The organism is Rhodococcus sp. T2V, assembly GCF_029269925.1.
In the GTDB taxonomy this organism is placed as follows: Bacteria; Actinomycetota; Actinomycetes; order Mycobacteriales; family Mycobacteriaceae; genus Rhodococcus_F; species Rhodococcus_F koreensis.
In genome coordinates this window covers 20,485-34,901 of record NZ_JARJBD010000014.1, presented here as the reverse complement: position 1 = coordinate 34,901, position 14,417 = coordinate 20,485, and the positions used below count along the sequence as shown (strand labels likewise).

The window sequence follows — 14,417 nt, the reverse complement described above, 5'->3', positions numbered from 1 at the left end:
GGTGTCGCGACAAGGATCGGTCTCCGCAATGCGGGGGATGGGAACCGAGACGCGATTGGTTAATCGTATCACTAGCGTAGTCGGTGTGAATGGGGCGCGGCTGGCCAAGTCGCGCGCAACGCAACCATCCTTCGTTGAATACGATCGGCGTAATACGGTCTGGGGGAACATTACTCGCGTCAGAAGTTCCGGGTGGTCAGTCCCTGCCGAGCCAGGTGCCCTTGTCGAACCGCTACAGCGTCGACGAGACGGACCACATGTTGAGTTCAGTACTGTCGACGGCGTACTCGTCGATGGCGGTCAGCTCGTCAGCGGTGAAAGTGGTGTGCGCTGCGGCCGAGATGTTCTCGTCGATCTGCTCGACGGTCGAAACACCGACGAGTGCGGAGGTGACACCTCCTGGGCGCAGCGCCCACGACAGTGCCATCTGCGCGAGCGTCTGGCCTCGCTCATGGGCAATCCCGGAGAGCGCGCGAATTCTCTGCAGCATGTCGTCGTTGAGCATCTCGGAACGCAGGGTCGGACGGTTGACGGCGCGGCCCGGTCGAGTGTTCTCGACGTAGCGGTCCGACAGTAGACCCTGTGCCAGCACGCTGAAACCTATGGCGCCGAGGCCGTTGTCGCGCAGGACTTTCAGGAGGCCGCGTTCGACCCAGCGGTTGAGCAGCGAGTATGCGGGCTGGTGCACGACCAGTGGCGTGCCGAGTTCTCGAGCGACTTCGATCGCCTTCTCGGTCCGCGCGGCCGAGTATGACGAAATCCCGACATAGAGGGCTTTGCCCTGCCTGACCGCTTTGTCGAGCGCGCCGACGGTCTCCTCGACGGGGGTGTCGGGGTCGGCGCGGTGGGAGTAGAAGATGTCGACATAGTCGACGCTCATCCGGTCCAACGACGCGTCGAGGCTGGAAAGCATGTATTTGCGAGACCCGCCATTGCCGTAGGGCCCGGGCCACATATCCCAGCCGGCCTTGGTGGAGACGATGAGCTCGTCGCGGTAGGACTTGAAGTCCGTCCGCATCATCCGTCCGAGGTTCTCTTCGGCAGATCCGTACGGGGGGCCGTAATTGTTGGCCAGATCGAAGTGAGTGATGCCGCGGTCGAAGGCGTGCCGAAGCACCTCGCGCTGGCTGTCGAATGTCCGGTTGTCGCCGAAGTTGTACCACAGCCCCAGGGAGATTGCCGGAAGCAGGAGCCCGGTAGTTCCCACACGCCGGTAGTCGAGGTGTTGGTATCGGTCTGCGGCCGCCGCATACAGTCGGTGACTCTCGGGAACATCTGCGGCGTAATACGGTCGGTCCACTTTTGGCTCCAACGGTGATCGGAAGCGCCCGGCCGCGTGCAATGGCTTGCTCCGCGACCGGGCATCAGGTGATTCGCCCGAGAAGGACGGGCTCTCAGGATTTGATGATGAAACCGGCGTCGATCGGCAGGGCGGTAGCGGTGATGTACCGGCCGGCGTCCGAAACGAGGTACAGAATGGCCTCGCTGACATCCTTGGGCTCGATCCACGGCACGGGCAGAATATGCGTGCCGGTGAATGCGCCCTCCACATCTGCACGGGTGGGCTTCTCGAGGTCCGGCCGGAAGAGACCGTAAACGAAGTCGTTGTTGATCATGTTCGTGTCGACGCATGTCGGGTTCACCGAATTCACCCGGATGTTGTACTCACCGAGTTCGCGCGCCAACGAGGTCATCAACCCGGTCACGCCGTGCTTGGAAGCGGAGTACGACGAGATGTTGGCGGCGCCCTTCAGTGCCTCGGTCGACCCGGTGAAGACGACCGAGCCGCCTTCACCCTGCTCGATCATCGTGGGTACCGCGGCCTTGATGGCGTGCCACACGCCCGTGAGGTTGATGTCGATCATCTCCCGCCATTCGTCCTCGCCGAGTTCCCAGGTCAGACCGCCTGAGCAGATGCCGGCGTTGGGAAGGACGATGTCGACACGGCCGAACCGCTCGATGCCGGCATCGAAGGCGGCCTTGACCTGGTCGAAGTCTCGCACGTCTGCCTGCGTGACGACGATTTCCTGTCCGGTCTCCTTGATCAGGCGGACGGTCTCCTGCAGATCCTCATCCGTCGCGCCCGGGTAGGCGGTGGAGCCGAGTTTGCGACACAGATCCAGGCCGATGATGTTCGCACCCTCGCGTGCCAGTGTGAGGGCGTGCGATCGTCCCTGGCCGCGAGCGACACCGGTGATGAAGACGACTTTTCCATCCAGCTGACCCATGGTCTTCTCTCATTCGTTTGTTGCGAGTTGTGGTGGCGGGCGTTGGATGCCCGCGGGTAATCGGAGTCCGCCTCGACGGCCTCCGGGCCCCGGATTCCTCGAAAGGCTGACTACCGGAACGTAATTCGAGAGTGAATCGTATCACCAAAAGATGATTCGTCAATGGGGGTCCGTCGAATCGGTAACGGCATTGACAGGCTCACCAGTGGTGATACGCTTCACTAGCACCAGGTGAAGCGTATCACTAGGACGCGGCAGCGAGCTAGCACAATCTACAAATGGAGCGAAACTCTCGGATGGCGATCCGTCGGCGCACTGCTGGGTTGTCATCTGCCGACCATCCCGCTGGGCGGAGCAACCGTCCCTGTTAGGAGTGACGATGTCGAAACTACTTCTGGTCGACTCTTCGGCCGACCTGGACGCGTCGGTGTCCAGGCAGCTGACTCAGCTGTTCGCCGAAACCTGGGCGACGGCCGATACGGCGAACACCGTCGTGCGGCGAGACCTGCATCGGCAGCCACCACCGCACCTGCCGCACCCGGCATTGCACTGGGCGCCTCGCCTTCGCCCGGCGCAGCCGGAGGTGGACGCCGGTATCGACGCGCTGCAGCACGAGCTGATCGACGAACTCGTCAGCGCTGATGTGGTGGTGATCGGAGCGCCGATGTACAACTGGTCCCTGCCGTCCACGTTGAAAGCGTGGATGGACTACGTGCACGTTCTGGGCACGACCACTCCCTTCGGTGACGAGTCGCAGCCGTTGGCGGGCAAACCCGCCGTCATCATCTCCAGCCGCGGCGACCAGTACGGGCCCGGCACCGCCAACCCGGATGCCGATCACACGGTCCCTCCTCTGGTGCTCCTCCTCGAGGAAGCCTTCAAGATGGAGGTCGAGGTGATCACTGCCGAGCTGACCCTTGCCGAGGCCATCCCGGAGCTGAACGTCTTCGTCGCAGACGCGCAGCGCAGTCTTGCTTCGGCATGCGAATCGGTCGCAGCCGCAGCGACGAGGCTGGTGAAGAGCTGATCGATCTGCCAGTTGGTGAGCAAGTGAACGCTCGAGTGCCTGTTCCCGACCCTCGCGGCGACCCGCGAGTCGGCGTCCAATGATTGGACAGTCGTCCATATGTAACAATCGGCAATACGATGGACTCAGGCCGGTAGGTGCGTTCGGCGACCGAACACGCCCGGCTGCCGAGAAACATCGTTGTCGACCATCGGCAAGGAAGCGAGATAGGGGACTGCAGCTGTGGTCACGATGAAAGATGTTGCAGCCGCGGCAGGAGTTTCGCTGGCCGCTGTGTCGTACGCCTACAGCAACTCTCCGAAAGTGTCCCCGCAACGGCGAGCGCACATCTATGAGATCGCCAGCCAGATCGGCTACACGGGCCCCCACATCATGGGTAGCAGTCTGCGGTCCGGACGCGTGGGAGCCGTCGGCGTCATGGTCACCGACTCACTCGTCCACGCGCTCGACGACCCGTCGTCCACGCTGTTGATGAAGGGCATCGTCGAGATCGGGGAACTCGCGGACGTGGCCTTGACGCTGCTGCCGCTCGCCGGCGGAGACCAGTTGATCACCGAGCACAAGTCGCCGGCAGTGCGCGGGTTGGTCGACGGGGTCGTCATCCACAACGTCCCGACAGCACATCCGATGATCGACGTCTTGATCGAGCGGGGCATTCCAGCCGTGGCCATCGACTCTCCGAAGTCGAGCAAGTTGCCGTACGTGGGTATCAACGATCGCAAGGCCGGTTGCAGCCAGATGTCCCATCTCCTCGAGCTCGGTCACCGCAGGATTGCGGTGATCGCGGACCGGCTTCACTACGGGGACGGTCCGGGACCGATCCTCTCGGGGCACGTCAAGGGCGCCACAGAGCGAGTGGTCCAGGAACGACTGCTGGGGTACTTCGACGCTTGCCGTGAGTACGGGGTCGCAGTCGAAGACCTGATCATCGAAGGGGCCGGGGGTATCGACCGGAGCAGTGGCATGCAGGCCGCCGAGCGGATCCTCGCTCGTGCTGAGGTGACCGGGGTCGTCGCCACGTCCGACGTTCATGCGGCAGCTGCGCTCGAGGTACTCCACCGGCAACAGATCAAGGTGCCGGAAGAAGTCTCCGTCATCGGATTCGACGATGCGCCGATCGCCGAAATGTGGCGTATGACCACCATTCGGCAGCCTCTGGTGGAGAAGGGGCGCAGGGCCGCTGCCATGCTTCTGGAACAGATCGACGGAACCGGATCCCGCCGACGGGTCACCCTCGACACGGAGCTCGTCGAGCGCGAGACCACGGGGAAGCCCCCGATCGGCTGATTCGGGCGCCGCCCTGGAGTGTCTGGGCGCTCGTAGCTCCGTCGAGTGCACACAATGTGCATAAGTCCGCAGAGCGCCACCCGGGTTGTGTCTAGCCTTGTTGCCCGGAATGGTTGAGGCTTAGGTCACAAGGTGAAACGATTATCTTCTGTCCTGATCGGATCACCCTACGCAAGAAATCCATTCGCCATGATCCTTCCAGGCGACAACTAGCTGGAGCACATCAATGACTAGTCCTGACATTTCGCCGTCAGAGGCGAAGACCCTCGACGCTGACGAGGCGTATCTGAAATCTCTCGGATACGACCAGACCTTCGAGCGGAAGATCAGCCTGTGGGGCAACTTCGCTCTCGGATTCGTGTACCTCTCGCCGATGGTCGGCGTGGTCGCTATGTTCGGCGTGGGACTCGCCATCGCCGGCCCGCCGGCGATCTTCTGGATCATCCTCGTCGGGATGGGGCAGTTCCTCGTCGCCTTGGTCTTCGGTGAGATCGTGTCGCAGTTCCCTCTCGCCGGTGGTATCTACCAATGGGCGCGGCGCCTGTGGGGTGGGAGGTACGCGTGGCAGATGTCATGGCAATACATCTGGTGCATCATGATCGCCATCGCGACCACCGCCCTCTTCGGGTCGGACTTCGTGGTGAGCCTCTTCAAGGGCACCGCGGACGAGCCCAGTGTCACGGCCACGCCCACAGAAAAGCTGTGGATCACGCTCGCCATGCTCGGAATCTGCCTTCTGTTCAACCTGACCGGTACACGCACCCTGGCGCTGATCGCGAAGATCGGACTGGCCGGCGAGCTGATCGGCATCATCGTGGTCGGGCTGTACCTGCTGGTGTTCGAACGTAAGCAGGAATTCTCCGTATTCTTCGACAGCTTGGGCGCCGGCGGCTCAGACGGATACATCAAGGCGTTCCTCGGTGCATCTCTCGTGGGACTCCTCCTCTTCTACGGCTTCGAAGCGTGTGGTGAAGTCGCCGAAGAAACCCCCAACCCTGCACGGAGCATCCCCCGCGCAATGCAGATGACCGTGGGGATCGGTGGTGCTGCGGCACTGCTTGCCTACGGCGGCTTCGTTCTGGCGGCACCCAATCTCCCGGCGATCATTTCCGGCGACGACAGCAACCCGATCCCCACGATCATGCAGGACTCCATCGGCACAGTCGGCACCAAACTCTTCCTCGTCGTCGCGCTGACTTCTTTCCTCGCCGGGGTGATGAGTCAGCAGGCAGCTGCCAGTCGCCTGGTCTTCTCGTTCGCTCGCGACGACATGTTCCCCGGTAGCCGCATCTTCAAGAAGGTCTCGGTGGCCCGGCACCACCTGCCGGTGAACGCACTTCTGGCGATCAACGTCGTCCCGGTCCTGCTGACACTGTTCAACTACTTCTCGCCCGACGGGCTGCTCCGCATTGCGGCCTTCCAAGTACTGGCGGGGTACGTCGCCTTCCAGATGGTGGTCCTGGCCGCACTGCGTGCCCGGATCCGAGGGTGGCGCCCTGCGGGCACCTGGAACCTCGGCCGATTCGGGATGGTCATCAACATTGCTGCACTCGCCTACGGGATCCTGGCCTGCATCATGCTCGCAAAGCCCTCCGGTGACGCCGCTCTTCCGTTCTTCGATCGATGGACCGCGCTGATCGGCTTCATCATCGTCTCAGCGTTGGGCTTGACCTACATGCTCATCACCAAACCTGAACTGAAGTCGACTGCTCCCGAAGGTGACGCGAGAGAGGTGGCGGACCGAATTCGGCTCGCTCGTCAGCACATCACGGAGAATGCGGCAGCCGGCTAGACCGGCGGCAATCCGGAAGGCCTTCACTGAGCCGGGTCACCAGTAGCACCCTGGGGCCCGGCTCCCTTCCATCGACGATGATCAGTAGGTCTCGATGCCAGAACCTGGAACTTCCGAGGGTTTGCGCAATGATTACCTTCGCCAGGCCCTGAGAGCACCCAGATGACGCACCACGAGCCACTGCCTCCAGCATCTTTCGATTCCGACAGAGACCTCGATGAAGAGGATGTGTCGACGAGAGATCGATTTGCCACACGAGCCGGTGCCGGATCCGACACCGGACGCACCGACGCACTACTGCAGTTGATTCGCGTGCTCAGGGACCATGAACTTCCCGACAACGAGGCTCGCGAACTCGCGTTGACATCCGCTCTGCGACTCCTCGCCGAATCACCGACTCCACGGAGAATCTCCCAATGGAAGTCGCGGCGGGAACTGTCCGCAGTCGCACTCGAGTCGCTGCGCACCGAACTGCAGCCTTTGCAACTCAGCCAGCAGGTGCGCATCGACTACCTGCTGGATTCAAAATCGGTGAGCACAGTCGACAGGCGAGCTGCGGGCACGGCAGGGCGCTTCGTCACTCAGGCGATCTACCTGCTCTGCACTCAACCGCGGGTCAGGCGGTTTCACGTCACGTGGTATGTCGGTACAACCCAGCTGATAGTCACCGTTCGGGATGATGGTCCCGGCGAGCTCGACGAGCATTGGCTACGCAACGAAATCGATCTCGGCGGTCTACCCCGGCCTGACCGCACCGATGTTCGCTGCACACCCCGGTGGGGCACAGAAATCGTGATGACCCACACCATCGGACAACAGACACTCAGTCGTGCGCAACTTCCGCGCGAGCACCCACTGGCCATTCTGAACGAACGGGAATGCGATGTTCTCAACATTGTCGCCCGAGGGGAGCGGAACAGATCCATCGCCGAGAAGCTGGGCATCAGCGAGAACACTGTTCGATTTCACGTCGCCAACATTCTCAAGAAACTGAACGTCACCAGTCGGCAGGAAGCAGCCGCGAAGCTGATCGACGTGCGATGAGCGCATTCTCACACTCAAAACGCTGATTGTCGATATTCGACTACGGAGGTGTCTGACGATGGTTCACGATGGTGACAAGCTCAGCGCAGGGGCTGCCGGCAGCCGTGAGCCTGCGGATGCCGGCCCATCAGGTAGGAGTATTCACAAGGTAGCTCTCGGTGCCGGCGGAGGTACGGTCCTCGAGTTCTACGACTTCAGCATCTACGGCTATCTCGCTGTCGTGATGTCGCCGCTGTTCTTTCCGTTTGATGACCCAGTACTTTCGCTCCTGGCCGCCTTGGCTGTATTCGGTACGGCATATTTCATGCGGCCGCTCGGCTCAGTGGTGTTCGGTCATGTTGGCGACCGTTACGGTCGCAAAACCGCGCTGGTTGCGACTCTGTTGTGCATGGGGTTGGCGAGTACAGCCATGGGGCTCTTGCCTACCTACGGCCAGGCTGGGTTCCTCGCACCATTCTTGTTGGTTCTGGTTCGCATGATCCAGGGCTTCTCAGCCGGTGGGGAAAATGGCGGCGCCGCAACATTCGTATCGGAAGTTGCGCCACCGTCTCGACGCGCCCGCTACGGGTCGGTCATCGGACTCGGCGGCAATATCGGGTTCGCCTCGGCTGCTGCCATGGCCGCGCTGATGACGGTGGTGACAACCGACGAGCAGATGCAGTCCTGGGGTTGGCGAATCCCATTCCTCCTTTCGCTTCCCCTGACTCTGCTGTGCCTGTGGATCCGGCGCACACTTCAGGACAGTCTCGCCTCGGTGACCGATGGAGCCGTCGACGAGTCGCCGCTGCGGGCAGTGTTCCGGGACGAGCGCCGCTCGTTGCTCCGGCTGGCGGGGTTGTCGATTGCAGTGAACGGCACGTCGTACTTCGGATTCACTTACCTCAGTATCCATCTCACGAAAACTGATGGGTATGACACGGTTCCCGTGTACTGGATCGCTGTCGGCGTCATTGCACTCACCGGTCTGCTCATGCTGTTGACCGGAATACTCGCCGACCGCATCGGAACACGCGCCGTTGGATGCATCGGACTCGTCGGCTATCTGATTCTCACGTACCCGGCAATGACGCTGCTCGACGGCGGTCTCGGGTGGGCTGCGCTCGGATTCTTCCTCATCATGGTCAATACCTCGTTTCTTCAGGTGGCAGTCTTCACCATGGCCCCCCGACTGTTCGCCGCCCGCCACCGCTACACCGGAGTCGCGGTCGGCTACAACATCGGCGTCATGATCGCAGGCGGGACCGCTCCATTCGTGTCCGTCGCGTTGGCTGAAGGGACCGGGCACGCCCTGGCACCGGCATTCTTCGTTCTGGGCGTGGCGCTGCTGGGACTGTTCACGATGGTTCTCACGCCCCGGAAGGCGCTGGTCGCGGACGATGCGTATGCGGTTGCGCCTATTCCGAGGGCTCGAGACCACGCCTCGTGTGGGGATCTCCTCGAAGAATAGGTGCGGCAACGAGGTTGGGGCAACGAGCGGAGAACGACACGATGACCATATGTGACGACGAACCAGAGCCTGGTGAATGGGTCGAGACGACCGTCGAGGCTCTCCTCGATCGATTGCGTGGACGCCGCGACGCAGATGGTCTCACCATCGCAGGAATTGATGGCCGCAGTGGCTCAGGTAAGTCCACGATCGCGGCACGACTGGCCGCCGCGGACAGCACCGTCGCGATCGTGCACACCGACGATATCGCCTGGCACCACTCATTCTTCAGCTGGCACGAGATCCTCGCCGAGAAGATTCTGCGTCCACTCCGGACGGGCGGACCTCCCGTGTCGTTCCGCCCCTCAGCCTGGTCGGAGCGAGGGCGGCCCGGCGCCATCGATATCCCGAGTACGGCAGCGATCGTCGTGGTCGAAGGAGTGGGCGCGACGCACCGTGAAGTCGCGCACTGGCTCGACGTCGCGATCTGGGTCCACACGGATCCTGCAGTAGCCCACCGTCGATGTGTCGATCGCCGCATCGACCCACTCGATTTCATCGACGACTGGATGGCACAGGAGAATTCGTTCCTTGCTGACGACCGCCCCTGGGCGCGAGCATCGGTCACCATCTCAGGAGAGCGGATGCCGGGCGGGACGTCAATCGACTGCTCGATGCGACCGTCAAATCCCACGTGAGTGGGAAAGCGTGTCCCGGCACACTTTCCCACTCACATGGTCAGTGTGCGGTCGGCCAGTTGTCGGACAGTGTGTAGCCGGTGGGGAAGGGGTCGGCGGGGTCGAGGCCGACCTGGCTGAGTTCGGTGATGTAGGCCTGCCCGGTGACGCGGGGTACGACCGCCTCGTAGTCGCCCACGCTGGTGAGCCGGTCGATGCGGCTGGTGAATCGGGTGCCGATCACGGATTCGTGGACGAAGGTCTCACCCACCTCGATCAGGCCTTTCGCTTTCAGGACCGCAAGACGGGCGGACGTGCCGGTGCCGCAGGGCGAGCGATCCAGGCGCCCCGGTGAGACCACGACCGCGTTACGCGCGGTCAGGACGCCCTCGTGGCGGGACAGTGGACCGACGAATTCGGTCTGGGTGATGCCGGCGAACTCCGGGTTGGTGGGGTGCTGGGCCGGAATTTGCTCCGCTGCTGCGGTTTTCAGTTTCTGGCCGAGTTCGCACAGGTCGCGGGCCTCGTCGGGAACCAACTTCAGGCCGAGGGCCTCGGCGTCGGCGAGCACGTACGCCATGCCGCCCCAGGCGACGTCGACGGTGAGGGTGCCGTATCCGTCGAGTTCGAGCGGTACCTCGACCGCATAGGCGAACGCGGGCTGATTTTCGAACTCGACGCCGGTGACCTTGCCGTTCTCGCAGGTGCACCGGATGCGGATGAGCCCGGCGGGTGCCTCGAGGACGATGTCGGTGACGGGTTCGACCATGGGGATCATCCCGGTCTCGAGCAGTGCCGTCGCCACACACATCGTGTTGCTGCCCGACATGGCCGGATACTCGGTCGACTCGGCGATGACGTAGCCGAGCTGGGCCTGCGGATCGGTGGCCGGGACGATGTAGTTGACGCAGTGGGTGACCGCACCGCGGGGTTCGTGCAACAGCAGTTGCCGCAGGTCGTCCTGATTGTCCCGGAAGTGCTTCATCTTCTCGAACACGGTGGCGCCGGGAACGTCACCGATCCCGCCGGTCACGACGTTGTTGATTTCCCCACCCACGTGACACTTGACCACGTTGACGACTCGGCTCCACCGCACGACTTCCTCCGATCCGATGCGCTTCGATGGCGTTCATCGAAGCAGTGTCAGTAATTGTTCTGTGCCGCGACGAGCGGCCTTCCCTTCGAGCGTTGCACAGCCGGGTATGCGCCCGCGGCGTCGTCGGCGAACATCGCCGGCACACCACCGGTGTGCAGGAACACGATGGGCCCGGTCAGGCGGGGGTCGGACAGTGCGGCGACGGCCTTCGCCGTGTACACCGGGTCGGTCACGATGCCCTCGTCGCGGGCCAGTTCGGTCATCGCCGCCTGCGACCGGTCCGAGGCGAGTGCGTATCCCGGACCGCGGTACTCGTCGAACACGGTCGGGGTCACTGCGGGCGGGTCGAATCCGAGCTCCGCGGTGGCGGCCACCAGGTCCCGGACCCGTCCGCGAAGGTCGGAGTGGATCTGCGCGACGTCGACGCCGACGATGTTCGCCGGGGCGCCGAGCAGTGCGGCGCCGAGTTCGAGCCCGGCCTGGGTGCCGCCGGTCGAGGAGGCGTGCACGATGGTGGCGTCGGTGCGGTCGACGAGTTCGAGTTGGTGGTGGATCTCGAGGAAGGCAGCGGCGTAGGCCAGTACTCCCGAGCTGGTGCTGCCGCCGGCGGGAACGAGGTACGGGCGTGTGCTGCGGTTGCCCTGATCCCGCAGCCGGGCACACAGCTGTCGGGCGTGCTCACTCATCGAAGTCCAATCGAGGCCGTCGACGAAATGGGTTTCGGCGCCGAACAAGTCGTCGAGTAGCAGGTTGCCGCTGGGGCGTTGCGGGGCACGGCCACCCAGGATCAGGTGGGCGTCGATGCCCGCCGCTGTCGCGGCCGCCGCCACGGTGCGGGCATGGTTGGACTGCTGCGCCCCGACGGTGACCAGACTGGTCGCGCGGGCGTTCATCGCATCGGCGAGAATCAGCTCCAGCTTCCGGGACTTGTTGCCGCCGGCAGCGAACCCGGTCAGATCGTCCCGCTTGATCCAGACCTCACGGCCCAGGCGTTCGGAGAAGTTCGGCAGCAGATGCAGCGGTGTCGGGGTGGCGGTGAGTCTGATCCTGCACCGCCACCGCCGCGCGAGGATCTCTCGGGCGCCGGCGTCGGCGATGCAGGGCATCAGGTACGAGACGGGATCGGTGACGGAGACGTTCGCCACCGGCCTCTGCGCGCGTGTCATGGGAAGGGTCGCTCCTTTCGAAACGCGTGCGATTCGGGTCGGCGATGCCGGCCGCGGTGGGCCGACATCGCCGACAGTCGGTGAGGGGCCGGTCTACTTGCCGTAGTTCAGGCCGGTCTCGGCGATCAGCTTGGTGAGCTCTTCCTTCTTCTCCGCGGGCAGTTCGCCGTAGGGCGCGCGGGGGACGCCGAGGTCGACACCCACGGCCTGTGCGGCGGCCTTGGTGGCCACGGCGTAGCCTTCCTTGCCCAGGAAGTCGAGGACGTTCCACAGGCGCTTGAAGATCTCGAGGGCCTCGGTGTACTTGCCGGCCTTGGCCAGTTCGTAGATCGCCACGGTCTCCTTGGGTGCGAAGTTCGGTGCACCCCAGATGGATCCGGCGGCACCGGCGGAGAAGGCGGGCAGCACGATGGTGTCCCAGCCGACGAACGTGTCGATGGCGTCACCGAGGTTGAAGATGAGGTCGAAGGCCTGCTCGATCGAGCCGGAGGTGTCCTTGATGTACTTCACGGCGTCGGTGCGCCCCAGCAGCTCGCGGTAGAACGGGCGGTCGAGGTTCATTCCGGTGACACCGGGCAGGTTGTAGGCGATGACCGGGATGTTCGCGGCCTCGCCGACGGTGGCGAAGTATTCGATCACCTCGTGGCGGGTGGGCGCCTCGTAGAACGGCTGGACCAGCAGGACCGCGTCCGCTCCGGCGTCGGCGGCGTGCTTGGACAGTTCGATCGCGTCCGCCGTGCGGGTCGAGCCGGTCTGCGGGGCGACGGGCACCCGGCCTGCGGCCTGGTCGATGACGACCTTGTTGACGAGCTTGCGCTCGTCGAGGGACAGTGCCGCGAACTCGCCGGTGCTGCCACCGGGAACGAGACCGTGCAGACCGTTGTCGATCAGAAAGTCGACGTGGTTGCGCAGTGCGCCTTCGTCGACGGAGCCGTCGGCGGCGAAGGGAGTGGAAACGGCAGCGAGGATGCCACCCAGCTTCTTGGTCATGTTCGTGTCCTTGTGTCGTGGTTGGTCGGCTACTCGAGTGCCGTGGATTCTCCGAGTCGATGGCCCGGATCCCGCTCGTCTCCTCGATCGTCGTAGATTGACGATTGTCGACAAGTGAACGATAGAAATTTAACTGTGGCGCGCGGTGCTTGTCAAGGGTTCGGGTGGTGGGGTTCTCATTCGCCGACCCGAACCGGGTCGTACTCCGCCGGATGGGCGGCGATGACGGCGTCGGTCCTGCGTCCGGCGGTTTCGTGGAGGGTGGTGGCGGCGACGATTGCGGTGACCCCGGTGACGATCAGGATCACCGAGGGGGACACCGGGCTTCCGGTGGCGGAGATCAGCCAGGTCGCGGCGTAGGGTGCGGTGCCACCGAAGAGTGCGACGGAGATGTTGAAGCCGATGGAGAAGCCGGCGTAGCGCACTCTCGAGGGGAAGATCTCCACCATCGCGGCGCCGGAGGCCGACATGAACATGGCCAGGCACACGCCCATGGCGGCGTGGGCGACCATGATGGCGGCGATGTTGCCGGTGGAGAACGCCACGAAGGAGGGGAAGACGATCAGTGTGCTCGACACCGCGCCGAGGATGATGACCGGCTTGCGGCCGAAGTGGTCCGAGAAGCGGGCGAAGACGAAGATCGACACCGCGGCCGACACCAGGCAGGTGACCGTCGACGCGGACGCCATGCCGAACGAGAATCCGACCTCGGCCTGCAGGTAGGTCTCCATGTAGACGAAGATGAAATAGAAGGCGGCGGCCTGGAAGGCGATGCAGCCGACGACTTGCATGATCTGGCGCCGGCTGGTGGCGAGGGCGTCCTTGATGGGAGACTCGCTCACCTCGCCGGAAGCCTGCAAGCGCTCGAATTCCGCTGTGTCGCTGAGCTTGAGTCGGATGTAGAGGCCTACCAGTCCGAGTGGACCGGCGATCAGGAACGGTATCCGCCAGCCCCAGGCGAACATCGCGTCGTCGCTCAGGGCCGCGTTCAAGCTCAGGACGAGGATCGAGGCGGCGGCGTTGGCGAGATAGCTCGAGCAGTGCCAGAAGCTCACCGTGCGTGCCCGTCGTCCCCGCGCGGCGGACTCGACCAGGAACGTTGCGGCACCGCCGGGTTCGCCACCGGCGGCGAAGCCCTGCAGGATGCGCAGAGCCACCAGCAGGACGGGCGCGGCGATGCCGATGGAGGCGTACCCGGGCAGCAGGCCGACCGCGAAGGTCGACGCCGACATCAAGATGATGACGGTGGCCAGGATCTTCTTGCGGCCCACCTTGTCGCCGAGGCGGCCGAAGACGAATCCGCCGATCGGATTCATCAGGAAGGCGACCCCGAATGCGGCGAAGGTCGCCAGCAGGCTGGTGGCGGGGTTTTCGGAGGGGAAGAAGATCTGCCCCAGGAGTACGGCGAGGAACCCGTAGGCCGCGAAGTCGAACCAGGTGATGAAGTTTCCGATGGCCGCCGCGGTGATGGCTCGACGCATCTCCGAGCCGTGCAGATGGCCCTGGTGTTCTGTCATGGATGCTTCCGATCGATTCGTGGGCACCCGCACAAGGTGAGTGCGGTCTATTGTCGACAAGTGACGTCCTGATTGTTGTCCGGGTCACACGCAATGTCAACGTCGAGTAAAGCGCGCTTCGCGCGCGCTCAGTCAGCTGCTTGCGGGGTGAAGGTGAGGGCTGCCGG

Annotated in this window: 12 protein-coding genes; 6 read left to right on the top strand and 6 right to left on the bottom strand. The window is 63.7% G+C overall.

Going from position 1 to position 14,417, the window contains the following annotated elements; genetic code table 11:
* Positions 1 to 232: 232 nt before the first annotated feature.
* Positions 233 to 1,300, bottom strand: a complete 1,068-nt coding sequence (gene mgrA / locus P3H15_RS14425) for an L-glyceraldehyde 3-phosphate reductase (RefSeq protein ID WP_276137860.1) — start codon at positions 1,298 to 1,300, stop codon at positions 233 to 235.
* A gap of 94 nt (positions 1,301 to 1,394) precedes the next feature.
* Entirely contained in the window at positions 1,395 to 2,228 is an 834-nt protein-coding gene (locus tag P3H15_RS14420; RefSeq protein ID WP_276137859.1) for a mycofactocin-coupled SDR family oxidoreductase, read from the bottom strand.
* Positions 2,229 to 2,607: 379 nt separating this feature from the next.
* Here P3H15_RS14420 and P3H15_RS14415 point away from each other — a divergent pair, with 379 nt between their 5' ends.
* From P3H15_RS14415 to P3H15_RS14390, 6 genes are all read left to right on the top strand, one after another.
* Entirely contained in the window at positions 2,608 to 3,255 is a 648-nt protein-coding gene (locus P3H15_RS14415) for an FMN-dependent NADH-azoreductase (protein WP_276137858.1), read from the top strand.
* Between the two features lie 231 nt (positions 3,256 to 3,486).
* The gene (locus P3H15_RS14410) at positions 3,487 to 4,542 is read left to right on the top strand and encodes a substrate-binding domain-containing protein (RefSeq protein ID WP_276137857.1); all 1,056 of its coding nucleotides are present in this window, start codon (positions 3,487 to 3,489) and stop codon (positions 4,540 to 4,542) included.
* A gap of 226 nt (positions 4,543 to 4,768) precedes the next feature.
* Positions 4,769 to 6,334 carry an APC family permease gene (locus P3H15_RS14405; RefSeq protein ID WP_276137856.1) on the top strand — a complete coding sequence of 522 codons (1,566 nt, stop codon included), beginning with the start codon at positions 4,769 to 4,771 and terminating at the stop codon, positions 6,332 to 6,334.
* Between the two features lie 498 nt (positions 6,335 to 6,832).
* On the top strand, positions 6,833 to 7,378 hold the full coding sequence (locus P3H15_RS14400; RefSeq protein WP_276137855.1) for a helix-turn-helix transcriptional regulator: 546 nt from the start codon (positions 6,833 to 6,835) through the stop codon (positions 7,376 to 7,378).
* A gap of 58 nt (positions 7,379 to 7,436) precedes the next feature.
* Positions 7,437 to 8,825 carry an MFS transporter gene (locus P3H15_RS14395; protein ID WP_276137854.1) on the top strand — a complete coding sequence of 463 codons (1,389 nt, stop codon included), beginning with the start codon at positions 7,437 to 7,439 and terminating at the stop codon, positions 8,823 to 8,825.
* A gap of 41 nt (positions 8,826 to 8,866) precedes the next feature.
* Positions 8,867 to 9,502 carry a uridine kinase gene (locus P3H15_RS14390; protein ID WP_276137853.1) on the top strand — a complete coding sequence of 212 codons (636 nt, stop codon included), beginning with the start codon at positions 8,867 to 8,869 and terminating at the stop codon, positions 9,500 to 9,502.
* A 40-nt stretch (positions 9,503 to 9,542) separates the two neighbouring features.
* Here the strand turns inward: P3H15_RS14390 and P3H15_RS14385 are convergent, their stop codons facing one another.
* The 4 genes from P3H15_RS14385 to P3H15_RS14370 form a co-directional block, all read right to left on the bottom strand.
* Positions 9,543 to 10,577, bottom strand: coding sequence for a proline racemase family protein (locus P3H15_RS14385; RefSeq protein WP_276137852.1), 1,035 nt, complete (start codon positions 10,575 to 10,577; stop codon positions 9,543 to 9,545).
* A 47-nt stretch (positions 10,578 to 10,624) separates the two neighbouring features.
* Positions 10,625 to 11,743 (bottom strand): 1-aminocyclopropane-1-carboxylate deaminase/D-cysteine desulfhydrase, encoded by a 1,119-nt coding sequence (locus tag P3H15_RS14380; protein WP_276137851.1) that lies wholly within the window; start codon positions 11,741 to 11,743, stop codon positions 10,625 to 10,627.
* 93 nt (positions 11,744 to 11,836) lie between these two features.
* Positions 11,837 to 12,733, bottom strand: a complete 897-nt coding sequence (locus P3H15_RS14375; RefSeq protein ID WP_276137850.1) for a dihydrodipicolinate synthase family protein — start codon at positions 12,731 to 12,733, stop codon at positions 11,837 to 11,839.
* A 176-nt stretch (positions 12,734 to 12,909) separates the two neighbouring features.
* Positions 12,910 to 14,250, bottom strand: a complete 1,341-nt coding sequence (locus tag P3H15_RS14370) for an MFS transporter (protein WP_276137849.1) — start codon at positions 14,248 to 14,250, stop codon at positions 12,910 to 12,912.
* Positions 14,251 to 14,417 lie beyond the last annotated feature (167 nt).